The 24,647-nt window shown below is 49.2% G+C and carries 23 protein-coding genes; 21 read left to right on the top strand and 2 right to left on the bottom strand.

All coding sequences use genetic code 11. From position 1 onward, the window contains the following. Positions 1 to 143 precede the first annotated feature (143 nt). The 8 genes from FSY45_RS19815 to traN are packed head-to-tail and all read left to right on the top strand — an operon-like array spanning position 144 to position 9,713. The gene (locus FSY45_RS19815) at positions 144 to 842 is read left to right on the top strand and encodes a DsbC family protein (protein WP_034394019.1); all 699 of its coding nucleotides are present in this window, start codon (positions 144 to 146) and stop codon (positions 840 to 842) included. Next, the gene (traC, locus tag FSY45_RS19810; RefSeq protein WP_148748268.1) at positions 842 to 3,292 is read left to right on the top strand and encodes a type IV secretion system protein TraC; all 2,451 of its coding nucleotides are present in this window, start codon (positions 842 to 844) and stop codon (positions 3,290 to 3,292) included. The genes FSY45_RS19815 and traC overlap by 1 nt, the downstream gene beginning before the upstream one ends. Then, positions 3,289 to 3,597, top strand: coding sequence for a hypothetical protein (locus FSY45_RS19805; protein ID WP_034394022.1), 309 nt, complete (start codon positions 3,289 to 3,291; stop codon positions 3,595 to 3,597). Before traC ends, FSY45_RS19805 begins: the two co-directional genes overlap by 4 nt. Beyond that, positions 3,594 to 4,109: a S26 family signal peptidase gene (locus tag FSY45_RS19800; protein ID WP_046461896.1), complete on the top strand. Its 516-nt coding sequence runs from the start codon at positions 3,594 to 3,596 to the stop codon at positions 4,107 to 4,109. Before FSY45_RS19805 ends, FSY45_RS19800 begins: the two co-directional genes overlap by 4 nt. Positions 4,110 to 4,152: 43 nt before the next feature. Further along, entirely contained in the window at positions 4,153 to 5,319 is a 1,167-nt protein-coding gene (locus FSY45_RS19795; protein WP_148748267.1) for a TrbC family F-type conjugative pilus assembly protein, read from the top strand. Continuing rightward, positions 5,316 to 6,005 (top strand): EAL domain-containing protein, encoded by a 690-nt coding sequence (locus tag FSY45_RS19790; RefSeq protein ID WP_148748266.1) that lies wholly within the window; start codon positions 5,316 to 5,318, stop codon positions 6,003 to 6,005. Before FSY45_RS19795 ends, FSY45_RS19790 begins: the two co-directional genes overlap by 4 nt. Next, positions 5,995 to 7,011 carry a TraU family protein gene (locus FSY45_RS19785; RefSeq protein ID WP_370512843.1) on the top strand — a complete coding sequence of 339 codons (1,017 nt, stop codon included), beginning with the start codon at positions 5,995 to 5,997 and terminating at the stop codon, positions 7,009 to 7,011. The genes FSY45_RS19790 and FSY45_RS19785 overlap by 11 nt, the downstream gene beginning before the upstream one ends. A 5-nt stretch (positions 7,012 to 7,016) precedes the next feature. Next, complete coding sequence (traN, locus tag FSY45_RS19780) at positions 7,017 to 9,713, top strand: conjugal transfer mating pair stabilization protein TraN (protein WP_148748360.1); 2,697 nt, start codon at positions 7,017 to 7,019, stop codon at positions 9,711 to 9,713. A 47-nt stretch (positions 9,714 to 9,760) separates the two neighbouring features. Here the strand turns inward: traN and FSY45_RS19775 are convergent, their stop codons facing one another. Further along, complete coding sequence (locus FSY45_RS19775) at positions 9,761 to 10,609, bottom strand: hypothetical protein (RefSeq protein WP_148748264.1); 849 nt, start codon at positions 10,607 to 10,609, stop codon at positions 9,761 to 9,763. 124 nt (positions 10,610 to 10,733) lie between these two features. Further along, a complete protein-coding gene (locus FSY45_RS19770) occupies positions 10,734 to 11,483 on the bottom strand; it encodes a hypothetical protein (protein ID WP_131367692.1) in 750 nt (249 codons plus the stop codon). A gap of 275 nt (positions 11,484 to 11,758) precedes the next feature. On the opposite strand from FSY45_RS19770, the gene FSY45_RS19765 reads away from it, so the two are divergent. From FSY45_RS19765 to FSY45_RS19705, 13 genes are all read left to right on the top strand, one after another. Continuing rightward, positions 11,759 to 12,088: a hypothetical protein gene (locus FSY45_RS19765; RefSeq protein WP_034367708.1), complete on the top strand. Its 330-nt coding sequence runs from the start codon at positions 11,759 to 11,761 to the stop codon at positions 12,086 to 12,088. Positions 12,089 to 12,194: 106 nt separating this feature from the next. Then, positions 12,195 to 13,199 carry an AAA family ATPase gene (locus tag FSY45_RS19760; protein WP_113707700.1) on the top strand — a complete coding sequence of 335 codons (1,005 nt, stop codon included), beginning with the start codon at positions 12,195 to 12,197 and terminating at the stop codon, positions 13,197 to 13,199. Between the two features lie 7 nt (positions 13,200 to 13,206). After that, entirely contained in the window at positions 13,207 to 13,737 is a 531-nt protein-coding gene (locus FSY45_RS19755) for a hypothetical protein (RefSeq protein WP_046462832.1), read from the top strand. Between the two features lie 67 nt (positions 13,738 to 13,804). Then, a complete protein-coding gene (ssb, locus tag FSY45_RS19750) occupies positions 13,805 to 14,437 on the top strand; it encodes a single-stranded DNA-binding protein (protein WP_080944591.1) in 633 nt (210 codons plus the stop codon). 82 nt (positions 14,438 to 14,519) lie between these two features. Then, the gene (gene bet, locus FSY45_RS19745; protein ID WP_046462830.1) at positions 14,520 to 15,551 is read left to right on the top strand and encodes a phage recombination protein Bet; all 1,032 of its coding nucleotides are present in this window, start codon (positions 14,520 to 14,522) and stop codon (positions 15,549 to 15,551) included. Positions 15,552 to 15,625: 74 nt separating this feature from the next. After that, complete coding sequence (locus FSY45_RS19740; protein ID WP_046462829.1) at positions 15,626 to 16,636, top strand: YqaJ viral recombinase family protein; 1,011 nt, start codon at positions 15,626 to 15,628, stop codon at positions 16,634 to 16,636. A gap of 176 nt (positions 16,637 to 16,812) precedes the next feature. Next, a complete protein-coding gene (locus tag FSY45_RS19735) occupies positions 16,813 to 18,177 on the top strand; it encodes a DUF3150 domain-containing protein (protein ID WP_131667227.1) in 1,365 nt (454 codons plus the stop codon). Positions 18,178 to 18,261: 84 nt separating this feature from the next. After that, complete coding sequence (locus FSY45_RS19730; protein ID WP_148748262.1) at positions 18,262 to 20,067, top strand: VWA domain-containing protein; 1,806 nt, start codon at positions 18,262 to 18,264, stop codon at positions 20,065 to 20,067. Positions 20,068 to 20,190: 123 nt separating this feature from the next. Beyond that, positions 20,191 to 20,430 carry a hypothetical protein gene (locus FSY45_RS19725; RefSeq protein WP_034389842.1) on the top strand — a complete coding sequence of 80 codons (240 nt, stop codon included), beginning with the start codon at positions 20,191 to 20,193 and terminating at the stop codon, positions 20,428 to 20,430. Positions 20,431 to 20,542: 112 nt separating this feature from the next. Then, the gene (locus FSY45_RS19720) at positions 20,543 to 20,893 is read left to right on the top strand and encodes a hypothetical protein (protein ID WP_034389840.1); all 351 of its coding nucleotides are present in this window, start codon (positions 20,543 to 20,545) and stop codon (positions 20,891 to 20,893) included. 60 nt (positions 20,894 to 20,953) lie between these two features. Continuing rightward, the gene (locus FSY45_RS28325) at positions 20,954 to 22,663 is read left to right on the top strand and encodes a DUF4942 domain-containing protein (protein WP_255443390.1); all 1,710 of its coding nucleotides are present in this window, start codon (positions 20,954 to 20,956) and stop codon (positions 22,661 to 22,663) included. Next, complete coding sequence (locus FSY45_RS19710; RefSeq protein ID WP_148748261.1) at positions 22,639 to 23,634, top strand: IS5 family transposase; 996 nt, start codon at positions 22,639 to 22,641, stop codon at positions 23,632 to 23,634. The genes FSY45_RS28325 and FSY45_RS19710 overlap by 25 nt, the downstream gene beginning before the upstream one ends. A gap of 401 nt (positions 23,635 to 24,035) precedes the next feature. Beyond that, positions 24,036 to 24,341, top strand: a complete 306-nt coding sequence (locus FSY45_RS19705) for a hypothetical protein (protein WP_131367694.1) — start codon at positions 24,036 to 24,038, stop codon at positions 24,339 to 24,341. Positions 24,342 to 24,647 lie beyond the last annotated feature (306 nt).

Raw genomic sequence — 24,647 nt, 5'->3', positions numbered from 1 at the left:
ACATCGAAAGAGCGCCCAAGGGGCGCTCTTTCTTTTTCAGGGATCGGGTGAAAGTGCTTGGGTTGCCCATTATGGGCTTCCACCGAAGAGAGACTTTAGCAGCCTCAAGACTAGACTGGAAACATCTATAACTGGGGTTTCGCATGCGAAAAAGTTTCTTGCTCGCCGTTCTGTCTGGTGCGTTGTCCATAGCAAACGCAGCACCACTTGAAATTACTGATGCTCGTGGTGCGAACATCGAAGACATGGTGAAGCTGCCTGTTAAAGGGCTTCAGGCAATTCAAAGTAAGGGGCAAATTATGTTCGTTAGCGATAACGGACGATTTGTATTTACTGGCCAAGTAATTGATCTTTGGTCCAAAAAAGAGCTGAGCACTATGAAACAGATGCGGGACGCATCTGAAACTCTCAACTTCAAAGCACTTGGCCTCGACCCCAAAAGCTTGAACGCAATCAGCATTGGTACAGGGAAAAATGAGGTCGTGGTATTTGTAGACCCATACTGTGCTGTGTGTCACAAGTTGATGACCGAATCAAAATCATTGCTGAAAGACTATACGTTCCGCTTTATTGTTGTTCCTGCACTAGGCGATAAATCGAACGTGCTTTCCAAGCAAATATTCTGTGCAAAGGATAAGAATAAAACATTCGAAGCCTTCACGACTAATGCAATTCAAAGCTTAGCCCAAATCCCCAACTGCAATACTGAAGGGTACGACAAGACACTTATTGCAGCCCAGATTTTGGGCGTTGAAGGTGTCCCTATGGTAATAGCTCCCAATGGACGATATGCGAAAGGCTATCCTGCAAAGATGGCTGAATGGCTTGCGGGGAATAAATAATGCTGGCAACAATTCGAAAAGTTGAAGGCGACACATATATTCCTGCCTCATGCAGAGCCGCCACTCTTTTTCCGGTACTCGCATATGATGAAGATCAAAAGCTATTTATCTGTGATGATCAAACAGTAGGCTTTGGGTTCATCTGTCAGCCTCTCAATGGCGCAGATGAAAAAATACAAGATCGTGTTAATGGGTTCATGACACAGGACTATCCCAAAAACACGATAGCTCAATTTTTCTCGTTTCGCTCCCCTGACATTAGCCAAGAAATCTACAAAATTCTTGGTCTGAGAGATGGATTTCGACATGAGATTCTATCCGCGACTATCCAAGAGCGTGCTGAATTCTTAAAAAAGCATACTCGGGAAAGAATAACGGCCACGAATGATCGAGGTATCTATGATAACGGGATCGTACATGATCAAAAATTGATCATATCTTTCAAGGTACCAATCTCAGGTCGCTTCCCAACTGAAAAAGAGTATCTGGAACTGAAACAGATACGAACGAAATGTGAAGCTTCAATTCAGAGCATAGGTGTTGCACCGCATGCAATGACTTCAGCTCAATACAAGCGTGTGATGGGGACCATCCTTAATTGGGGCACTGATGCGAGTTGGAAGCACGAGAATGACAATCTCGATCAGGACAAAGCTATATGCGATCAGCTTCTGGACTTTGATACGCAAATAGATGTCTATAAGAACAAATTAGTCATTGGTGACTATCACGTCAAAGTTCTCTCAGCCAAAAAGACACCAGACAAAATGTTCTTTGGTGATGCACTGGCATATATCGGGGATCTGGCTGGTACTGATTCAGGGGTCAAGGAAAACTACTTCATCTGTATGAATGTTTTCTATCCTGACCATGAATCGGAAAAAACGAAACTTGAACGCAAGCGGCAATTCACGGTGAACCAGGCGTATGGACCGCTGCTGAAATTTGTTCCTGTATTGGCCGATAAAAAGCACAGTTTCGATGTTCTGTATGAATCGTTGAAAGAAGGCTCCAGGCCCATTAAGACAACATACACGTTGGCTATCTTCGCTCCGACAGCTGAGCGAGCCGAAGAAGCTGCGACTAAAGCGCGAAATATCTGGCGAGAGTCACGATTTGAAATGATGGAGGACAAATTTGTTTGTCTTCCAATTTTTATTAATCATCTCCCATTGTGCACTGATCGCAAGGCAATTCTTGATTTATATCGCTACAAAACGATGTCCACAGAGCAAGTGGTTCCAATGTTGCCGATATTTGGTGAGTGGAAAGGAACTGGGACATTCCATGCAACATTGATATCCCGCAACGGGCAAATCATGAGCCAGTCGTTACATGACAGCGATACCAACAAAAACTTGGTCATAGCGGCTGAATCTGGTTCTGGAAAGTCGTTTGAAGTAAATGAACTCATTACTTCATATCTTTCTGAGGGTGCGCAGGTCTGGGTTATTGATGCTGGGCGATCTTATGAAAAGCTCTGCGCAACATTGAAGGGGGAGTTTGTGCACTTTGGGGAAAACTCCAAAGTTTGCTTAGCCCCATTTGCAAATATTGAAGAGTTTGACGAAGATGAAGATGCAATTAATGCGAATATTGCAGCAATGGCATCTGCAAAGGGAACCCTAGATGAGTGGCAGATAGCTTCATTGAAACGTGTCATTAACGAAATTTGGCATGAAAAGGGAAAAAAGACACAAATCGACGATATTGCGGAACGATGCTTGAAGAGTGGTGATACTCGATTAAGCGATATTGGGACTCAGTTGTATGCATTTACATCGAAGGGTAGCTACGGTAAGTATTTCAAGGGCGACTTTGCAACACAGTTCCAATCCCAATTAACAGTGGTTGAGCTTGACGACCTGCAAGGACGAAAGCATTTGCGTCAGGTTGTCCTTCTGCAGCTTATTCAGCAGATCCAGAACGAAGTTTTCCTGGGTGAAAAGAACAGAAAGAAGGTTGTAATCATTGATGAGGCTTGGGACCTGTTGAAGGAGGGGGAGGTTGCTGTATTCATGGAGCACGCATACCGAAAGTTCCGTAAGTATGGCGGTTCTGTGATTATTGCCACGCAATCAATTAATGACCTTTATGAGAATGCCGTAGGTCGAGCAATTGCGGAAAACTCTTCTAGTATGTACCTGCTAGGACAAACAGCAGAATCGGTGGAATCGGTTAGGGCAACAAAGCGACTGTCATTGTCAGATGGTGGGTATAACACACTTCTAACGGTGCACACAGTCCAAGGCGTATATTCAGAGATTTTCTTGAAAACAAAAGCGGGCATTGGTGTAGGGCGCTTGATTGTTCCTGATTTTCAGAAGCTACTCTATTCAACCAACCCGGTTGATACTAACCAAATTAAAAGATCTTTTGATCAAGGCTTTAGCTATGCTGAGGCTATCCGTCACGTAATTAGAGAACGCCAGCAAGGGGTACGTCAATGATTTCCAAAACAACATTCGCAATTTTCTCTGTCGTCCTGGTTGCTATGAATGCAGCTGGATATTACTACCTAGATAAAAAAATTGATAAGAGGCTTAGCCAGATTCCTAATATTGCAGTTGTCGATCTGACGAAATTGGCCTCTAGTTACCCGCAGGGGGCTACGCCTCAAGAAGTCGATGCGCTCATGGTGCAGACCAATAATGGAATTCTGAAGCTGAAAGAGGCCGGATATCTGGTTATTGACGCCGGGGCAGTCTTGGCTGCTCCACAAGACATTATTGTGGATCAGGAACTATTTAAATGAAGCTTGTTGTCAAGAAGCAGGCTTGGAAGGTCTATTTACCTAAGTTAGCATCAGTAGGTCTTTTTATACTTCTAGGCGGCGGTGCATTTATGTCTCGCTACCGTATTGGAATTGATTCGCAAATTGATAGGTGTATACCAAACTATTCGGTGTATCTAATTGATCTGAAAAATCAAAATATTGAGAAAGACAAGATATACGCATTCAAGGCAAACGGACTCCAGCCGTTGTTTAAGGATGGAACTTGGATGGTGAAATATCTTCGCGCAATTCCAGGAGATGTGGTCGAGGTTGATCCGCAGATGGATGTGAAAGTTAACGATAGGACACTGGCAAGCGGCCTGCCATTGATCATGAAGATTGGAGGAACCGAGAAGAGCTTTGTGGGGAAGAAGAAGCTTATGGATGATCAATACTGGGTTATGGGAAGCAGCTACACCAGCTTTGATTCGCGTTACTGGGGAACCATCAAACAGGAGCAAATAATTGGTCGCGCATATCCGATTTTCTAAGGTGATTTCGCTTCTGTTGCTTATAGGAGCTACTTACCCATCCATGGCCTCCGACCTCAAAGCTGCGGATGTCGAGATGATGCAGCGAGGCAAGGACAAAGCGATAAGCGGTGCATCACTGCTGGATCTCAGCACCCTGCAGAACAAGCACATGAGTGCAGCAGACAGCGATGCTCGGCAGTTCTACGAGCAGCTGAAAGAACAGGGTCGCATACAGATGAGCACGCCAGGGCAAAGCAGTGCTCCTGGCCAGCAGCCAAAGGACCAGACGGATAGCTATACCTCTCTTGTTTTTGCATCGTTCTCCCTCGGTGAAGCAGCGATGAAGGAGCTGATGGATGATGTTGCTGGTCGTAGAGATACCGTCATCGTTCTGCGCGGTGTAGCTCCGGGCGAGAGCTTGGCCAAGGGAATAGCCAGAGTCCAGTCGATGGCTTCGAGCAGGAAGGTGATGCCTAGCATCATCATCAATCCGACGCTGTTTCGAGAATTCAACGTCAATGCAGTGCCAACTGTGGTGCTTTTGAATAAACCTGACAAAAGCAATAACTATAAGGTCAAATCAAAAGTTTCTGGGATTGGCTCTGTTGATTGGCTCAAGAGGAAGTTTGCCGAGAATAATAAAGTCGAACAAGGCAACTACGGGCCTACAAGAGATATATCTGAACCAGACATAATCGAAGTGGCTAAGGCTAGGCTTGCATCGATTGATTGGGACGAGAAAAAGAGAAATGCAATTAAGAATTTCTGGAAGAACCAGAAGTTCATACCATTGCCAACGGCGAATGAGGACGCTAAAAGAATAATTGACCCTACCGTCCTGGTTGCGAAGGATATTTCTTCTGCAGATGGGAAAGTCATTGTGAAGTCTGGCACTACGATTAATCCACTGACTTTGCGTTCGTTCACACAAGCGGTCATAGTCTTCAATCCAAATGATCCTTGGCAAAATCGATTTGCGAAGGTGAAGGCAAAAGAGCTTTTGAAACAGAAGAACGTTTCTTCAATTTCATTCATTGCAACCGAGATCAATATTGAAGACGGATGGAAGTCATACAAAAGCATCACTGAGTCGCTTGGTGCGCCAGTTTTCCTTCTGACTCCTGATGTTAGAAATAGGTTTGAACTTCGTGTGACCCCCTCAGTTATAACTGCGACAGACAGAAAATTTGAAGTTGCAGAGTTCAAGAAGGTGGAGACACAAAAATGATTACCTTCTTGCCGGTCTTTCAACCTATCAAGAATGTCTCAGACGGATCTAGCCTGTGTGCTGAGGTGCTATCAAGATGGAAGACTCCAGACGGTAGACTCCATGCGCCAGGGCAGCTTAATTTGAATCGAATTGACTGGCGAAAGATCGACAGAGGGGTAATAAATTACCTGCTTTCACATAAGAAAGATATTGTTAAGAAGATAGATCATATTTTTATCAATGTCTCCGCGCAAACTTTGCTTGATAATGCCCACTTCTATCAGTGGGTCGATTCAATTAAAGAACTAATTGAAGATGGAAGTTTGAAAGTCACGATTGAAATCACGGAGCAAGTTCCTGACGACCTGCTTGAGCGCCGATGGTGTGATATAGCCATTGAGTCTATAACGATGGCTATCGATGACTTTGGTGTTTGCAACTCAACATTTTCTCGGTTGAAATCATTCCCATGGCTGTATTGCAAAGTTGAGGTGGCTGGAATTGAATCGCTGATATCTGATAATGCGGCGAGGATATTTATTGATGCTGGAATTAAGTTGATTGCAGAGAAGGTTGAAACACTTGATCAAGCAAACTTTGCAAGCAATAGAAATATTTCCCTTCAGCAAGGCTATATCCACTACAAGCCATTGCCGATTCAATCTTTGATGTTAGATGTCAAAGAAAGCACATATGCATATTAAAAGATTACTGGTCGCAATTTGGCTGTTGATGATGTCTAGCCTCAGCAATGCAGAGGTTGGTTGCTATAGCGCGGACTTGATTGGTCCAAAACTGTTCACGGATATTTGTTGGTCATGCATATTTCCGATACGAGTTGCCGGGATTCCAATAAGCGGCCCTGGTGGGAGCTTTCCCGAAGATTCCGTCACATCACCTCTGTGCGCCTGCGAAGACACAAATGGTATCCCCAGGCCAGGGATTACAACTTCGATGTGGGAGCCTGCGCGACTCGTAGAGTTCCAGCGTGTGCCTGGTTGTTCATCGGTGTTGAATGGGATCAGATTTCCGTTTGATCGCCTGAATCAGGGGAACCATTCGAACAGCACGCATGATGGCTCGGATGGGACATTCATGCATTACCATTTCTACGCGTTTCCATTATTGATCATGATGGACTTGTTCGTGAACCAGAAATGTAATCCTGATGGGTACATGGATCTGGACGTAATGTATATGTCCGAGTTAGATCCAACCTGGAATAACGATGAGCTTGCATTTTTTACTAACCCAGAGGCGGCTGCAGTAGCGAATCCTATTGCAGCTGCAGCTTGTTCAGCGGACGCGATTGCATCAACAGCAGGGAAACCACTCAAGCAAATGTTCTGGTGTGCCGGGTCCTGGGGGGCGTTGTACCCATTAAGTGGTAATCAGAATGGTGGAAGAGGGGTGATTCGTGAATCCAGTCTTCTAAAAACACGCGTTCTTGCCGCTCTGCATCGCCGTGGCTTGTCGTGGAAAACAATGGGTAGCGATGCCTTATGTGGTGGCTATATATCTCCTACGCTTCCAAAAACTCAGTACAAGTTCAATCTGGTAGCTCCAATTCCTGAGGCAAATTCGTCCCATGTCGTTGGCGAATCGACGCTGACCTGGGGAATTGCTAAAACTATTCCGTCAATTGGTCAAGATCCGGTTTACATGGTCTGGCGTTGGAATGATTGCTGCAATACCAAAATAGTTCAGTGAGTCAAATGATGATATTTAAGAGATTGATTTCTGCGCTTCTTGTTATTGGTCTGACAGTCAGTCCGATATATCCCTCCGCGCAAACAAAAAATAATAATGACAGCTTGGCTAATGCAGGCCGTGAAGCTCAGAGCTTTGGGAAGTCTTTATCTGAAACTGTCAGAAGTAGGGATAGCTCTAACAATAATGGCACTTTGAATTTGAACGGTAGCAGTGTCAATATTAATGATCTCTATCCTTCTACTAGCAGCTCAAACGCTAGGCCTCAGAACTACTATTTTCCAGGTGGTGCAGCACCAAGCATCAATGACCTGGGCGGCGTGTATAACGATTCCAATAATATGGATAAAGTTGGCTCGACAACTGACAAATCGCTGTACCAAGACTCTCTGAGTGACAACCCGTCTATATCGGGTGCTGCCTATAAAATATTGCTTAACGCGTCTAATCGGTCTAGGCCTGACTTTGCCAATGACCCTATGTTGAATCAAAGCAAGGATACATTCAACAATATTGATGAAATCACAAAGAGCTTTGGGGATTGCTCAAGCACAAGTGAAGTCATTAAGACAAAAAACAAAAAGCACATTCCAGAATACGAACGTTGCGAACGCATTGTTAAGCCAGCCGGTGCATGCAAGATCACTCATACGATGGGTATTGAGCATCAGGTAGCCGATGTATTTGTGGCTGGTCAAGGCAGAACATGGCTCACGGTAGAGTTTGACCTCAAAAATGGGACTGGCCACACGGTTGCGCCAACTGATGGTGTTGCCTTTGCGATGAATATTCCAACAGTAAAGTTTGAGGATGTCTGCAGTGGTGCAAGTAACTATAAAACAGACTTAGTAGGTTCGTGGGACTGGATTGAACACGGCCTTGATGGAATTGTTGACTCAACTGTTCATTACCGCGTGCTGGAGTTCCCTACATGCGGCAATAACCTGTTAGGGAAAGTTCAGATCCAAGATACATCTGTTTCCGATGACACAAAATTTATTCTCGGTGGAAAATTCTCGCTGCGATTGATTAAACAGAAGCCTGATGTCTGGGCATCAGACTCATGTATTTCTGATGCTCAGTCCATTGGGCAGAATTTCTGTACTGGAAATGTTAGTGTCGATATTGGTCCACCAAGCGACCAAGAGTGTGTGGATATTGGTGGTGTTCGTATATGCCCCGGAGATCCATTCTTCAACTCGTTGACGCCATCACCGATCAAAGGGCTTCCAACGTTAACCCAGTCTGCTTCTGTCTCTGAAATTCAATGTAATTTCAATGTGGGACAGATGGATTGCTGGACTGATCCGCAAGGAGTTCAACATTGTCCTCATAACGATGGCACAAATCAAAATTCATGCGGCAAGTATGAGAATAATAACAAATGCGGATTTGTTTCAACTTCGTGCCTCGATGGAGCCAAGGATGAGAACGGGAAATGCTATGTTTTTGAAGATACATATGATTGTGGCCATGATGTTGATGTAATCGACTATACAAAAAATACTCAATATTCATGCTCGGGGCCGATTAAATGCATGGGATCTGAGTGTCTTGATATATCTTCTGAACAAAACGGTGATTTTGCGAAGGCTGCGGCTTTACTTAATGCAGCACAGTTTATTGCGCAAGATATGCAGTGCTCTGATTCTGCTGGAGAAGAGGGCGGTGATGGTAACGTGGATGAAGGCTGTAAGGTGTTCAGTGGTACGCCTGGTCAATGCAAAATTGCGGTTGGCGGAATTCAGAATTGTTGTGAGAAGCCTGAGAATATCTCGCTAGCTGATTACATCACTATGCTAATGGCCATGCCCAAGCTTGACTCGGCCATCATGAACTTGGAGTCTGGGAGTGTTGTGCGAGGCTCATATCAAGTCTTGCGTGATCCAGTGGTTTCAGGTTGGCAGGAAGTTACAAAGCCCTTTGCTTCGTTTGCAGAGAATATTGGTGGCTCGGTCGATGCTTTTACAGCGCCTATTAAAGAGGTTTATAACCAGATTATTGATTCAGTCAAAAGTACGATACAGGATGTCATAAAGAACTCAATTCAGAATGGCATGACATCGGCAGGAGCCGAAGCCGGTGTTGCCGCAGGCACTGCAAGTGAGTTGAGTCAGCAGGCTGCAACTGATGCAGCAAATATGATGGCGCAGGTTGGGAATATAGCCAGCACTGTTATGACTGTTTATACGGTCTATGTTGTATCAATGATGATGATTCAGCTAATCTGGGCTTGCGAAAAAGAAGAGTTTGAACTTAATGCGAAAAGATCGCTAAAGAGTTGTCATTATGTAGGGTCGTACTGCAAGACAAAAGTGCTAGGCGCTTGTATCGAGAAAAGAGAGTCATACTGCTGCTATAACTCACCATTATCACGAATAATGAATGAGCAAATACGTGGACAAATGAATCTGGGGTTCGGTACAGCAAAGGCACCTAGTTGCGATGGATTGAAGATCGAGGACATTGGAAAGGTTGATTGGGATCAGATCAACCTGGATGAATGGCTCGGTATTCTAGGGGAGACTGGGCACTATCCGACACCAGAGACTTTGACGATGGATAAGTTGACAGGTTCTGGGAATATTCTTAATGACGGAAATAGGGTTAACTCTGTTGAAAGAGCCAAGAATCGGTTAGAAGGGGTTAACGTAGATGAGAAGCGAAAAGAGGCAGAGCGGAAAATAAACTCCGGTCATTAAAAGCAAAAAGGCCTTGAGGTTATTCCTCAAGGCCTTTTTTATGGGATCTACTTCACAAAGTAGTAGGCGTTGCCTTTTGACAGTATCATAGGATACATGCTGTTCTTTTTCTTTGACCTATCAATGTATGTGTCGTTTGGACTGGAGTAGATAAATACCCAACTTGGAAGAGTTACGCTTGTATTTTGAACTACATCCAATGTGTTAATGCTGCTCGTCCTCGAAATCTCCATTTTCATTGCGTTGTAATAGAAACCGTGACTTGACGTGAACGCCCAAGACTCCTTCTCTCCATTCTTGACGAATTCGGGTGTTGAAGTTTTGCTGGGCTTGAAGATATTCAGATAGATCACACAAGCTTTTGCGGAGCCTTGGTCGATGGATTCGCAATTAAGGTTGCTGTCTTCAATGAAGAACGAAGTCCCTTTTTCGCTCTTTCTTGTCTTGCTAAATTTCAAATTCTGCTTATTCAGGCTCTCATTCAGAGACTGAGAAACAATGTCAATCATTTTCGATTGAGCTTCTTCTGCGCTAGCTGCTTGAGAAGCAGGCATCCAGGCGACGATGCTGCTGCGCGCGCCATGCGAGTTCGGCGCGATTGCGCTGGCAATTAAATTCAGCCCCAAGCCTTGGGCATTAGACATGCCTGCCGTTGGATTCGCATATGCCACGGCTGCGGAAGCAGTGTTGAACATGCTGGACTCGGGCATCCCGGTATTGGAATTCTTGGGGGCGGACGCATCTTTTATGCCTGTTTCAAGCCCGCCTGCTCGCGCAATGTTGTATGCCAGCGAATGACCATCATCAAACGCGGCAGGTTTCTTCTCCATGGTCACACAGCCAGATAAGGCCGCAGTAAAAGTAAGCGCGGCCGCTGTTTGAATATTGAGTTTCATGTCAAATCCCCCTCTGTTAACAACTACCCATAATGGTATGGTAGCTCAAGAAAATGCAAGCTTCTGAGCGCAAAAAAGCCCGCCGAAGCGGGCTAAAACACAGATTCGAGAACCAAGTTTACCGTTAGGCCGCGACGGCCTCCGAAGAGGTTTCGGCCTGTCCTTCAGCCATGGCCAAAGCAACATCATCGTTGGCATGTTGGCTTTCATCTTGGCTGGTGCTGGGCGGTGCTTCTGCGTCTACCAGTGCGTCTTTGCCCTGCTTGCTGGCCGACCTGCGCGCGCGTTGTTCGATGCCCTGGATTCGCCCAGCGAGCTTGAACATCATTTGCTGCCACTTGTAGGTTTCGTTGGAGCGCTCCATGCCCTTGATAACGGTGGCCCACCACAAGCTGTCGAAGTAAGACACGAGTTCATCCAACTGCATCACGAGGCCCAGGAAGAGGGCACTTTGGGGAGTGCTCAGCTCCACATTGAATTCGCGCGCGTGGGTGTACACAGGTTGCTGAGTGATTCCGGCCTCTTTGACCTTGGCCTTGTTGACGCTCAAGGCGTCTGCGATTGCCGCGCGGAACTGCTGCAATTGCACATTGATCATGTCATTAACTTCATCCACGAAGTCGCCCCGATCAAGGATACGCAAGATAACTTCAGTGGAGAAGAAGGCTTGAGTTGTACGAGCAAAGCTGCGGTCCATGACTCGCTGAGCCTGGACGCTCCTCAAGCTGACGGTCTGCTTGAAAACGGGGCGGGAAACAGGATCACGCTGTTGCTCGCGTGCAGGCGTGTCTGCCTTGGGCTTGGCCGCCTTCGGTTGCTCTTTTGCAGGGTTATCGGTTGCAGAGACTGCACCGCTATTCGCTTCTGTCGCCATGTGTCGTGCTCCTTGTGATAGACGCACTGACGATATGGCTTGACCTTCAAAAAGCTTTACTAGATACGTGCCCATATTGGGCCATCTGAGCAACATTGAGCCGGGGCTTTTGCGATAAGCTGAAACCTCTCTTTGTTGCAGCCTCGGCTTCAACTTGAGTGAGGTAGCTGGCCTCCATAAACAAACAGCTTCCTTAACGTGCCTCTCGGCACTTTCAACCCACCTGGGGCATGTCTCCCAGATGGGGGTATTGCCCCTCAAACCGGAGCAATACCATGACTGCTATCACCTTCCTCTTCGTTCTGCTCTTGATCATCGTAGCCCTCGGCTTCGCTCTCAAGCTTTTCGTTGAAGGTATGCGCGGCCTTACGGCTGAACTACTTAGCCAATTGTCGAAGGTTCAATCCTTTGATAAGACGGCTTTCCTGAACGCGACTTTTTCATCCGTGAAAACCTCTGTTCAATCCTGCATTCAACTGTCATCGCACGTTACGCGCGGTGCCGTTGAAATGGCTTTCCCCGAGCCAATTCCAGTAGAGCCTGCTTTTGATTGGAGTGTCTATGACACTCCAGCTTGGCAGCGCAAGGGCATCCTTGTGTACTGAACCGATTGCGCTGTCCTCGGATGGCGTTTCCCTGAAAGACGTTAATAGCCCTCGGGCACACCAGCCCGTGAGGGTGAAGTGTGCCCAATCGAAATTGGAGTCCACCATGTCTACACCCATCGCTCAAACAGCGAGCTTTCAAACCAGCACAATCTTTGGCATGCCAGAGATTGGCAATTCCGCGAAAACCATCGGTTTTGTGGATATGTCCAATGCTTACATTCCCTCCGTCATGGCGGGTTTTGTGCATCGTCGTGAGTTCCTGCGTGAGGTTTTGGCCTTTCTCAACTCTCCTGACGGGGATGCCCTGTTTGTTACTGGTCCTACTGGATCGGGGAAAACTTCAGGCATCCTGCAAATTCTTGGCACGCTCAACTGGCCTACACAACAAGTCACCGGCAACGGCAAGATGGAATTGTGTGACCTGGTTGGGCACCATGCCTTGGTCTCTGAAAAGCCTGGTGAAACCCCATCCATGAAATTCATGTATGGCCCACTGGCAATAGCAATGAGAGAAGGGCATGCCCTTCTAATCAACGAGGTGGATCTGATTGACCCTGCTGAGCTTGCTGGCCTGAACGATGTCCTTGAAGGGCGTCCTCTGGTCATTGGCATGAATGGCGGTGAAATCATCAAGGCTCACCGCATGTTTCGCGTGATTGTTACGGGCAACTCGCGTGGCGCTGGTGATGTGTCTGGGCAATATCAAGGTGTTCAGATGCAGAACCTCGCGGCCATGGATCGCTATCGATTTACTGTTGTCTCTTATCCAGAGAAGGCAGTTGAGGAAGCGATAGTTACCAAAGCATCACCGAAACTTCCAAAGCAAATTGTTGAGGGTATGGTTCGCCTGGCTGATGATGTGCGCAAGCTCTTCATGGGATCGGACGGACAAGGTGGCCAGCTGGCCATTACGTTCTCAACGCGCACGCTGGTTCGCTGGGCGAAGCTTTCAACGAAGTTCAAGGGTGCTCCTAACCCTCTGGGATATGCGCTCGATTTGGCACTGCTCAATCGCGCGACACCCGAGGATGCCACTGCGATAACTCGCTTGGCCAAGGACATTTTTGGGGAGCAGTGGAAAGACGATACCCCGGCCACCCAGCCCTGAGATCGCCATGTCTCAAATCTTCCCTGGTCCAAAGATCAGTTGGAGCATGAAGGTGTTTACCACAGCCTCTGAGGACAAGTTCATCGAGGTTGTGAGAAGCGCTCTCAAGAATGCAGCTCTGAAAATGGGCTGCGAGTCACCGATTGGAGATGAACAGAATGTTGGCGTGCTCTTACGCGCTGGCGATTTGACTCTTTCCCTTTCGGGCAATTCCCTAACGGGCAACTCGTTCAATTTCGTCTACCGAGACGGAGCTGGTGAGTTGCTTCCGAATGGGGATCACGCGCCCTTGTTGGCCTTGTTCTTCCTTCAGAGCGAGATCAACAAAACAGGCCTTGCAACGGATCTGATCTCCCTGAGTGACGATTCCGGCACATCCTATGCGTTCCACGTATTGGATGACTTGAAGCCACTCATGTTGGAGTGGGACATACCATGGGATGTTGTGAGATTGGATGCTGTGGCTCTTGGGCTTGCAGTGCCAATCTTCAACTTCATGGATCTGTCCTGTGACGATACTGAGGACGCTTTTTTCTAACCAAACCCAATGGGGGCTTCAACCCCCTGGCGGGGATGGCCTCTGCTTCACCAATTCGGAGGCCATCATGGCATCAGTCAACAAGGTAATCATCGTCGGCAACCTGGGCAAAGATCCAGTTTGCCGCAACGGCAACAATGGCAGCGGCCAGCTTTTTGCGAACTTCTCCGTTGCCACGACAGAACACTGGACCGACCAGGCCTCGCAAGAGGCTAGGGAGCGCACAGAATGGCACTCGATTGTGCTGCGTGGCCGACTCGCTGAAATAGCGCGCGACTACCTGCACAAAGGCTCACAGGTTTATTTGGAAGGCACACTGCGCACGCGCAAGTGGGTCGATCAAGAAAACGGAGTTGAGCGCTTTATCACTGAGATTCACTGCGACAGCATGCAAATGCTGGGCAGCCCGAATCAAAGTTCCGGGGGTGCTCCAGCTCAGCAGAACCACGCACACCAACGTGCAGCGGCTCCAGCTCGTGCGCCTTCTCATGCAAGCAATGGTTATGCCCAACAGTCGCAATCTTCGTCTCGTCCCTCAGCTCGTGCTCCGGCACCAGCTCAAGGCCGTGGACAGGGATCGCAAGCTGGTGGGTCCACCAGAGCTGCCAATTCCCAACCCATTCGCGGACAAGGCGGTGGGGGAGGAAGAACTGACGACGACATTCCGTTCGCTCGTCTTCACTACATGGCCGGTGGTTAAACACTAGGTCCATTTCTGTAACCCAACGGGGCGCTTGTATCCCCGGTGGGGGACATAGCGCCCAAATTGAATCGAGGTCACTATGTCCCAAGAGCAAAGCTCGCAAAATGAATCAACACTGATGGGCCGCTTCGGCGCGCGTTTTGGGGTTGATCCACACAAGCTCTTCGATACCTTGAAGGCTGTTGCCTTCAGACAAAGAGAAGGGCATGCGCAGCCTACCAATGAGCAAATGATGGCTCTGATGATCGTGGCTGAGCAGTACGGTTTGAATCCCTTCTTGAAGGAGATTTACGCCTACCCAGACAAAAACAATGGGATCGTTCCTGTTGTTGGCGTCGATGGCTGGAGCAACATTGTCAACGCGCACCCTCAGTACGACGGCTTTGAAGTGGTTTATTCCGAATCAAAGGTTGAAGTAACGGGAGTGAATTTTCCAGTTCACGAGTGGATCGAAGTGGTCATACACCGTAAGGATAGGACCGTTCCCTCCCGTGTCCGTGAATTCATGGATGAGTGCTATCGCCCTCCAACTCAAAGGAATGGGGCGCATGGTGCCTATCAAATCAATGGCCCATGGCAAACGCACGCTAGACGGATGTTGCGCCATAAGGCTTTCATTCAGTGCGGGCGTCTGGCTCTTGGCTTTACTGGAATCTTTGACCAGGATGAGGCAGAACGCATCATCGATGCTGATTCGAATGTGGTTGGAGCCTCCGTCAAGGTGGTGAAAACACAGGATGATCGACGTACTGCCAGCTCAGCTGAGGATGTGGCCAGCACGCAAGGGAATGCTCCCCTGCAGTTGACGCATGAGCAGCTGGAGCCATTGCTACAGCAACTGCTGAATCGCACACTGCCGAATCAAACATGGAATGTCGCTCGTCAGTACGTCGAGCAACGCTTTACAGGTGAAAACCTTGAAAGAGCGAGGACCTTCCTGAATGACAAGCAGATGGAGCACATGCCTAAGCCAGAGCACGACTATGAAGCGATGCAGCAACGCAGAGCCAGTGGTCAGGCGGAACGCTCAGAACGTGTGATGCCACCACTTGACGATCTTGTCCTGCCTCCAGGCGGGCTTGATTCTCAAGCTGAATCCAGCTTCTTCTAAGGTGCTGGTTTTATCAACCCCGTGGGGAGAAATCCTCCGGGGTTTCTCTATTCCTTCAACAGAATGGAGTTCATGTGAAATTCATTGACTTGATTCAAGGCTCTGAAGAGTGGCTTGCTTGGCGTAAAGGCGGCGTTACAGCAACCGATGCGGCAGTGCTAGTCGATCAGTCTCCCTACAAGACCGAATGGCGCTTGTGGGCAGAGAAAACAGGGTATGCGGTCGAGCGAGATTTGAGCAGTAATCCGTTCGTGAGGCATGGCCTTGCAATGGAGCCTGCTGCCCGAGCTGCTGCAGAGATCTATTTCGATGATCTCTTGCTGCCCATGTGTGCCCAGGCTTCGCACAACCCCTTGCTGAGGGCGTCTTTGGACGGACTCAACAAGGACAGTGAACCTGTGGAAATGAAGTGCCCATCAGAGGCTACCTGGATCGAGGTCACAACGTTGCGTCAGAACAGTAAGGCTTTCAAGTTTTACTACCCTCAGGTGCAGCATCAGATCCTTGTTACAGGGGCCAAGAGAGGGTGGCTGGTTTTCTATTTTGATGGCCAAGTTGAAGTGTTCTGCATCCCTCGGGACCAGGCACTGATCTCTCAGATAGAGGGCGTTGCCCCAATCTTCTGGGATAAGGTCGTTAAGAGACGAGAGCCGCAAAAGGACCCAGCGCGCGACCTCTACATCCCCCAGGGTGAAGAGATGGCCAACTGGTTGTATCAAGCCGAGGAGTTCCGCTTGCTGCAGGGACAGATCTCGGAATTGGAAGAACGCCTAGAGGTGATGAAGGAGCGCCAGTCGGCCTCACGCGCTGCGATGCAGGGCATGATGGGCGATTACATGCACGCAGACTATTGCGGTGTCATGGTGACGCGCTATGTGCAGGTAGGGAAAATTGACTACGAGAAGCTGCTAGCCGACAAGTCTGCAGGCGTGACTCAACAGGAGATTGACTCTTACCGGCGAAAGTCAACCGAGCGATGCCGGGTTACTTTGACAAACGATATGGCACCACGCCTGATCGTTGACAAAGGGGTCACAGATCCCGTCAAGGACCTATCATTGGACGTTGAATCCTTTTACATTTAGGGAAGTCTTTTTGGCAGGGGATTCGCGCAAGCGAGTCCCCTTCTGAAAAGCAGATTTTGTTCCCTCTGGGAGCGAAAGTGTGAAGTAGCTGGCTTCCTAAAACAAACAGCTTTTTATCAACCCTTGGGGTGTGTCACACCCTTGGGGGAGTGGTGCACCTCTTTTCGGAGAGCACCATGACACAAACCAATTCCACCAAGATCAACCATCTGACTCAGCTGTGTGTTGTACATGCAGACTTTGACATTTGGAGCGGGCAGGTTCGCCTGACCGCTGACGATCTGAAGCTTGGAGCAGGGGGAGAGATCCCACCTGAAAAAATTGCCCAACTGGGTACTAAGAAGATCTGCGATCCCGCACAGCTGAAAGGCTTTCATCGGGTCAAAGCAGAGACTCGACGCACATTGCTGCGCATCGGCATGAAGTTCATGGACGGCGTAGCAATTCCATTGACCAAGATGGATGAGGTGTGCAAGAAAATGGGCGAAGTGCAAACTGAGTTCGATGCACTGCGCACCACTTTCATCGCAAACTACAACGCTGCGATAGATAGCTGGTGCAAGGAAAATCCTCAATATGAGACGGCAATCCGCTCAGGCGCGCTTCCACAATCCGTTGTGGAAAAGCGCCTCGGGTTCGATTTCCAGATCTTCAAGATCGCGCCTACTGATGATGCAGAGCTGAGCACTCGCCTTGAAGAAAAAGTTCATGGCCTGGGCGATGACCTCATCAACGAACTGATAGAGGAAGCAGATAAGTTCTATGAAGACCGCTTGCTGGGCCGTGACAAATGCGGCATTGGCACCAAGCAGACTTTGCAGAACCTGCGAGACAAGCTCGATGGGCTGTCGTTCCTTAACTCAAAAATCAAACCGCTTGTCGATCTTCTCAATGAAACGTTGAATGGGTACAAAACGTATGCTGTTGGCCGCGATGTCACAGGTCCGTTTTTCCATCAGCTGACCGCCACAATGCTCATCCTGAGCAGCAAGGCGCGAATTGAGCAATATCTCAACGGAGCGATTTCAGTCAAGGCAGAAGCGGCGACTCTGGAGGCCTCAGCCTCCCAGAATCAAAGCTACGCCTCCGACTCTTCAACTGCCGAGATGCAACCGCAATCTGCAGAGGGTGATCTGTTCACATCCGTGGACAGCGCACCAGCACCGGCACAAGCGTCCAGCAATCCAGCTGATGCGTTTATTGCCGACCTCGACCGCTTCTTTGGCACGCACGCACGCACAGAGACATCGATTCAGCCCCAGGCTGCAGAGGTGGTTCATCGTGTCGATGTAGAAGTGCTTGAAGCGCCTGCAGGTACTGTGTCAGAAGCCAGCGAGCCTGCACAAGGCTCGGTGGTTATCGACGTTGAAGCCACTTTTGTCCCTACTGATTCTGTTACGCAAGCACAGACTGAGGGCCAGCAGGCAGTTGTAGTGGGAGTTGAGGAGGAGCAAGCAGAAGTTGAAGCTGGAAACAGCAACAACGATGCCTCTTTCCAGCTTGCCACCATTGGTGATGACGACGAAGACGGCTTTTTCTAAGCAGTCCTAAGCGCATCATTTTTAACCCAAGGGGAATCCTAGCCCCTTGGGGCTGGGTTCCCCATACCTCTTGAGGGAAGACCCATGGCCAAACAGAACCGAAATACTATCTATACCGCATTGCCCATCGTGGCAACTGCTTATGGAGACAAGTTTGGTGTGAAAGTCCGTATAGGCCAAGACGTGGCCTATACGGATGGGAAAACGATTGTTATCCCGAACGTTCCTCACGATTATCCATACATGGATGTTGTGTGGGGCTACATGGCGCATGAAGCCGCGCATGTGCGGTTCACTGATTTCAGTGCACCGCGACGCGCAGGTCTGCATGCCGAACTGACCAACGCTTTCGAAGATTGCCGCATCGAGCGGGCGATGATGGACTTGTACCCAGGTACTGCCACGACGCTCAACGAGGTTGCGAACTACATGGCAAGGGTCGGTCACTACTCCCATCTTAGAGATGATGAGCATCCAGCTCAGATCCTGGTGGGTTACTGCCTCTATTGGCTGCAAGCGAGGGCCGTAGGTCAACCTGTGATGGCGTCTTATCTGGCAACTGCGCAGCCCGTTCTGGAGCGCACATTCCCACAAGGCGTTATCACTCGATTAAGCACCATTCTCCGCAAGGTGGTGGATGCTGAATCGACTTCCGATATCTGCTACCTGGCAGATCAGGTCATTTCCATGATCGAGGAAGAGAAGGAAAAGGAAGAAGAGCAGCAACAGCAGGATCAGCAGAATCAGGATCAAAACCAACAGCCTCAGAATGTTCCGAACGAACAATCCTCCGGCGAAGGCGATGACTCCGATGAAGCTGATGGCCAGCAAGACTCGACACAAGAAGACTTCCAACAGGGGAAAGGCCCAGGCCAATCCAATGAGGGTGATGATTCAGGTGAAGGTCAAGGTCAACGATCCATGGCTGGTGCCGATCAGGGAGCTGAAAACGATTCTGGTATTGCCTCGCGCACTGCAAAGGAAAAGTTGGATGCACTTACGCAAGCTCTCTCAGCTGGCGCTGGGGATGTGGATGGGGATCGCGCACGCAATTCTCTGAAGCAGGAGCTGTCACAAGTGGCACGGGAAGAGGGAATCCCCTCCTACCAGACCATTCGCAAGGGAACTGATGCATCAGATGACAAGGCCAAAGGCCTTGAGCTGATGAACCGGGTCCGGCCTGCAACATCGAAAATTCGCAATCAACTGTTCGGCCTGGTGCAAGCCAGTCTGCGTTGTGCGAAGCAATCGACCCGCAGTGGCAAACGCCTGGATATCAATCGACTGCATCGCGTAGTCGCGGGTGATACGCGAGTGTTTGCAAAACCGCAGGAAAAGCGAAAGCCGAATACAGCGGTCCACATACTTGGCGATAAAAGCGGGTCCATGACCCGTCCTACCAGGTCCGACAGCTCGCGTTCGCTGGCCGATGTCACAGATGAAGCATGCATTGCATTGGCGCTCGCGCTCGATGCGATTGCCCATGTGAATCCTGCAGTGACCTTTTTCTCAAACTCTTCGGAGTCTCCTGTTGTCTGTGCTGTGAAGCATGGGCAATCAGTTCAGGCCAATACAGGCAGGTTTCCAGTGAAACCCTCTGGTGGCACACCGATGGCTGAAGCCATTTGGTATGCGGCCTACGAACTGAGCAAAACACGCGAAGACCGCAAGATGTTGATCGTCCTTACGGATGGCGAGCCGAACAGCTCTCAAGCCACAAAGGAAGTGATCGACCTCTGCGAACGTAGCGGAATCGATGTCATTGGTATCGGCATTCAAACGAACGCACCGGCAACTTTGTTCTCAAGGAGCATTTGCATTGATGCGGTCGAAGACTTGCAGAAAACACTCTTCAAGCTCATGGAAAAGTCGCTGACTACCGTGGACTGAAGGTGGCCAACCTTATCTGCTCGAAAGAGTGCATTTCAGCCGCTGGGGAAACCCAGCAATTTCAACCCTAGCGGGGTCGCACCCCCGGTAGGGGGGCGCTCCGCAAAATTTCGGAGTTCCCACATGCAAAACGTCATCACTATCGCTCTAGACAACAACGCTCAAGCTATTGCTGAAGCAGATTGGGGTTGCGAGCTGGCTAGTGCTTTTGAAGTCAAGGAGTCGTACTGCGTTTCTCTGCTTCAAAAGGGTGAGAGCGATCTCACTTTCCACTACACCATGGCCACGGATCTGAAAGCAGCTCGTGCTGAAGCTCTCGACGCCTACCCAGGCGCAGAACTCATCGCGGGAACTGTTTACTGAATCGCAGCCATGTGACTGACCTCACGCCCTGAAGGGTGTGGGGTTTTGTCTTCCATCAACCCAGCCGGGGCACACCCGGTAGGGCGCTGCTCCAGCACGTTTTGGAGCAGCCATGAGCACTTTCGTCATTTACTCGGCCAACGAGAACGCTCTTACCGGAGCGGGCTACTGGAACGATAAAGATGGATGGTCAGTCCACGGGAATGCCACCGTGTACGTCAAAAAGAAGCTTGATATGCGCCTCCCTCATTCTGTGGGCGGGGACGCACGTTGGCTCAAGGAAGAGGGCAAGAAGCTCCTGCAGCCCATCAGTCAGACCCTTACCAAGGGCTTGGCCAAGGTGCGCAGGAAGCATGTGCTGACGGCTCAAACCCGAAGCATTCAAGTTAAGCCCATTGCTGCAACACCTGGATCTCAGGTGGCTGCATTTCAACAGCTGCAGATGGACCTCATCGTCAGCTAATCACCCATTGGGGCAGCTCGCCCCAGATGGGGCGACTGTCTCTCAATCAAGAGGCAGATCATGGATTTTCAGTACTACCCAACAGGCGCATACACAACGGCTTTGCTGTGGCATCAATTCCAACGGCCCATCGTCCATGTGTGTGATCCCAGTGCAGGTAAGGGTGCGTTGTTTCGACACGCTGAGAACGGGTTCGAGGAACTGCCGGAAGGCACTGAAGTTCCTTGGTTCGATCCCAGCCTGGAAGAGCGCTTTGATCGTCGTCGTTGGTCCTATGACCAGCGCGACAAATACAAATCTTCGTCCCGAAAGAAATCGGCTGTCGAAATCGATATCAAGCACCATGCGAGCTTGCGCGAGCTGGGTGTAACGGTTCTAGGACATGACTTCTTAGAAGTTCAGTCTCTGGCCTCCGTCACACAAGTGATCATGAACCCACCCTTTAACCAGGGTGCGGAACATGTTCTTCATGCTTGGGATTTGGTTTACGACGCTGAGATCAGTGCGTGCATCAATGCTCAGACCATCAAGAATCCATACACGCGCGAGCGTAAACGCTTGGTGGAGCTGATCGAGAAGCATGGCAGTGTGTCATTCCATCAAGATCAATTCGTTGATGATGTGGAACGTAAAACCGATGTTGAGGTGGCTATTGTCTATTTGAATAAAGTCCCGGAAGCATTTGCTGATGTGGACAATATTCTGAAGAGGCTAAAAGTGGGAGATAACTTGAGTCGTCATGAATTTGACCCTCATATCTGCAAAACTCTCGCTCTTCCAGCTAACTTCATCGAGAACACCTACTATCACTTTAGCGCGGCTATCGAAGCAGCGCGACAATCATCTGAGTTTGAAGCCATCTTCGAGCACGCATCAGATAAATTGGGAGTGACGCTAGACGAAATGCAGTCAAAGGGGGTAGGGTCTGACTTCAGACCTGATCCGATTGATATTCGAAAAAAAGCTATGGAGCTATTTTCGAAGAGGTATGAAGATCTCAAGCGGAAAGCTTGGGCGCAGATTATCAGATCAACACTTTTAACTGACAAATTGTCGAACCACGCAAGACGTAAGCTCGAAGCGGATGCTGAGACAATATACGCACTTGAGTTTTCGATATCGAATGTTCACGGGTTCCTCGCTGGAATGATTCAGTCGATGGGATCTATCTACACCGATATGGTTCTGGGATTGTTTGATACGATTATTGAACGCAGCTCTGACAACGTTGTGTTTTACAAGTCGTGGAAGTCTAACCAGAAGCACAAAGTAGGAATGCGTATTCGTAAGAAGCGCTTCATTATTCCGCGTTTCAATACGTGGAGTAGTGGGGCACTGCAATATGAATGCGAACAATTCTTAGGTGATATTGACAAGGTTTTTGGCTATCTAAATGGGATTTCCGGTGATTACTTCGGTCTTCGTCAATCATTTAGAAAAAATAATGTCAATACCTCTGAACGATTTACGTCAGAGTTCTTTGAATATCGTTACTACAAGGGAAGCGGCACGCTGCACTTTTTCCCCAAGAGTGATGAGGTTGTTGATCGCTTGAATCGCTTCGTTGGCCGCATACGCCAATGGCTCCCCCAGGACATGGGCGATGCAAATGAGCATTTCAAGAAGCAATATGAACAAGCTGAGAAATATTCTGATGATTATCTCAAAGCTTTTAGGGAACCTCTGCATAAGTCCCCAACGCATGTGCTTGCACATGCGTGCCGGGTGCGGCAGCATCCCGGCCTATGCAGCAATTTGATCTTGGCCTGAACCTTTCCACCAAAAAAACACGTAAACGCGAATTCCTGGAGCAGATGCAGCAAGTCGTTCCATGGCAAGAGTTGGTGGACTTGATTGCGCCATATGCACCTGAAGGTCGCAAAGGACGGCCTCCATTTCCTGTGGAGATGCTGCTGCGCATTCACTTTATGCAACAGTGGTTCAACCTCAGTGATCCAGCTATGGAAGAAGCGCTGCATGACATGCCCTTATTTCGGGAATTCGTTGGCCTGTCATGGGGCAGTGCCACGCCTGATGAGAGCACTATCCTGCGGTTTCGTCATCTATTGGAAAGACACAAACTGGCCGAGCAAATTCTGAAGACGGTCACGGACTTGCTGGAGCGTAAAAAGCTGCTGCTTCGCACGGGAACCATTGTGGATGCGACGCTGATTGCAGCTCCCAGTTCAACCAAAAACAGTACCAAATCTCGTGATCCTGAAATGCACCAGACCAAGAAGGGCAATCAGTGGTACTTCGGCATGAAGGCCCATATTGGCGTGGATGCTGATTCTGGTCTGGTGCACACAGTGCGAGGCACATCGGCCAACGTCAGTGATGTCGTTGAAGCCAACAGCCTGCTGCATGGAAAAGAGGTTGATGGCTATGGCGATGCAGGCTACCAAGGTGCAGATAAACGCCCCGACATGCCGACGCCAGAACCTGAGCGCAAATTCCAATGGCATATCGCCATGAAGCGCAGCCAGCGCAAGGCGCTAGATCATCAGCACCCGATATCAGCCCTGCAAGAGCAGCTTGAGCAGGTGAAGTCCAAAATCCGGGCCAAGGTCGAGCACCCATTCAGAGTCATCAAGCTTCAGTTTGGCCACGTCAAAGTTCGCTACCGAGGCTTGAGAAAGAACACACAGCAATTGCATACCCTGTTTGCCTTGGCGAACTTGTGGATGGCCCGTGGCCGTTTGCTAGTGAACAGCCAACCCAAGCCTGTTGTGGGAGCGTAAAAAGCAAGATGCCCGCGAAACGCGGGCATCTTGAGTGTCAGAGGCAAGCAAACATCACACTCGTTCAAGCACTATCACGCTTGAAATCGAGTTATGCAGAGGTTCCTTAGCAGAGGCAAAAGCCATAGCTACTACGAACGCAATCCGGTCTACGCACTGACATCAGGGCGCGACTCGGAAAACGTTGCGGAACGGATGGAAAAAGCCATTGATGAAGTTCTTGCGCAGGCAGGGATGGAGTGTGGCCCGATCCTCCAAGCACCCGCTGAGGTACAGACCGTCGCAGCTTTGCCCGCACCAGCAATGGGGCAGGCCGAGCAGCTGGATCTATTGGCGGCATAAATCAACCCATCAGGGGCTAACACCCCCTTGGGGATGTTGGCCCCGTATACGAGGACAACATGCAAATCGAACGACTCTACCGAATGATCAAAAATGCACGTATCGTGCGCTTGAACGGACAGATGGCAATCACCAAGGGGATCGGTACGGGCATCAAGAACAATCGCAGCCTCTCGCGGCACTTGCGAATCGATGTCTCTGACGAACCCCACGGCTGGCTCTTCTTTGAAGAGGAAACCATCTCGAAAGCACGCATAGCAGGGAATACCGTCGAGCTGAAAAGCGACGATGGCGAGAACTACACGCTATGTCTCTACCCATGGCGACAGAAGGCTGCTGCAGCCGAAGCTCTGTCAGTGAACTAAAGAAATTACACCAGGCGCTCACAAGCGCTCTGGTGAAATTTCGTCACAGCGCCCAAAGAGGGCAACTTGAGCCACGTCGTTGAACAGCGATCACCACTAGACTCCCGAAGAAGAGCACAGATGCAAGGCAGCAAGCCAAGCTTTGCATCTGCGCTTTTTTTGTCCCTCGTGGGCAATGTGTGAGGTGGGGTCTCCTCGTTTTCAGTGCAATAAGTGACGGTACGAAAAGCTAGCACTGGCGCGGAGGTGGTGTTGGTAGATCGTTGATTTCATTGACTTTCCTGTTCACTTTCAAATCTGCGATTC

The sequence above is a fragment of the Comamonas sp. Z1 genome (assembly GCF_008121555.1).
GTDB lineage: Bacteria > Pseudomonadota > Gammaproteobacteria > Burkholderiales > Burkholderiaceae_C > Comamonas > Comamonas thiooxydans.
The sequence above is the reverse complement of the archived record's forward strand: the minus strand, read 5'-3'. Positions and strand labels throughout refer to the sequence as shown.

Excerpts from the sequence above, each read along its gene's own strand:
- FSY45_RS19815 (WP_034394019.1), top strand. The coding sequence starts at position 144 with ATGCGAAAAAGTTTCTTGCTCGCCGTTCTGTCTGGTGCGTTGTCCATA.
- traC (WP_148748268.1), top strand. The coding sequence starts at position 842 with ATGCTGGCAACAATTCGAAAAGTTGAAGGCGACACATATATTCCTGCC.
- FSY45_RS19805 (WP_034394022.1), top strand. The coding sequence starts at position 3,289 with ATGATTTCCAAAACAACATTCGCAATTTTCTCTGTCGTCCTGGTTGCT.
- FSY45_RS19800 (WP_046461896.1), top strand. The coding sequence starts at position 3,594 with ATGAAGCTTGTTGTCAAGAAGCAGGCTTGGAAGGTCTATTTACCTAAG.
- FSY45_RS19795 (WP_148748267.1), top strand. The coding sequence starts at position 4,153 with ATGGCCTCCGACCTCAAAGCTGCGGATGTCGAGATGATGCAGCGAGGC.
- FSY45_RS19790 (WP_148748266.1), top strand. The coding sequence starts at position 5,316 with ATGATTACCTTCTTGCCGGTCTTTCAACCTATCAAGAATGTCTCAGAC.
- FSY45_RS19785 (WP_370512843.1), top strand. The coding sequence starts at position 5,995 with ATGCATATTAAAAGATTACTGGTCGCAATTTGGCTGTTGATGATGTCT.
- traN (WP_148748360.1), top strand. The coding sequence starts at position 7,017 with ATGATGATATTTAAGAGATTGATTTCTGCGCTTCTTGTTATTGGTCTG.
- FSY45_RS19775 (WP_148748264.1), bottom strand. The coding sequence starts at position 10,609 with ATGAAACTCAATATTCAAACAGCGGCCGCGCTTACTTTTACTGCGGCC.
- FSY45_RS19770 (WP_131367692.1), bottom strand. The coding sequence starts at position 11,483 with ATGGCGACAGAAGCGAATAGCGGTGCAGTCTCTGCAACCGATAACCCT.
- FSY45_RS19765 (WP_034367708.1), top strand. The coding sequence starts at position 11,759 with ATGACTGCTATCACCTTCCTCTTCGTTCTGCTCTTGATCATCGTAGCC.
- FSY45_RS19760 (WP_113707700.1), top strand. The coding sequence starts at position 12,195 with ATGTCTACACCCATCGCTCAAACAGCGAGCTTTCAAACCAGCACAATC.
- FSY45_RS19755 (WP_046462832.1), top strand. The coding sequence starts at position 13,207 with ATGTCTCAAATCTTCCCTGGTCCAAAGATCAGTTGGAGCATGAAGGTG.
- ssb (WP_080944591.1), top strand. The coding sequence starts at position 13,805 with ATGGCATCAGTCAACAAGGTAATCATCGTCGGCAACCTGGGCAAAGAT.
- bet (WP_046462830.1), top strand. The coding sequence starts at position 14,520 with ATGTCCCAAGAGCAAAGCTCGCAAAATGAATCAACACTGATGGGCCGC.
- FSY45_RS19735 (WP_131667227.1), top strand. The coding sequence starts at position 16,813 with ATGACACAAACCAATTCCACCAAGATCAACCATCTGACTCAGCTGTGT.
- FSY45_RS19730 (WP_148748262.1), top strand. The coding sequence starts at position 18,262 with ATGGCCAAACAGAACCGAAATACTATCTATACCGCATTGCCCATCGTG.
- FSY45_RS19725 (WP_034389842.1), top strand. The coding sequence starts at position 20,191 with ATGCAAAACGTCATCACTATCGCTCTAGACAACAACGCTCAAGCTATT.
- FSY45_RS19720 (WP_034389840.1), top strand. The coding sequence starts at position 20,543 with ATGAGCACTTTCGTCATTTACTCGGCCAACGAGAACGCTCTTACCGGA.
- FSY45_RS28325 (WP_255443390.1), top strand. The coding sequence starts at position 20,954 with ATGGATTTTCAGTACTACCCAACAGGCGCATACACAACGGCTTTGCTG.
- FSY45_RS19710 (WP_148748261.1), top strand. The coding sequence starts at position 22,639 with ATGCAGCAATTTGATCTTGGCCTGAACCTTTCCACCAAAAAAACACGT.
- FSY45_RS19705 (WP_131367694.1), top strand. The coding sequence starts at position 24,036 with ATGCAAATCGAACGACTCTACCGAATGATCAAAAATGCACGTATCGTG.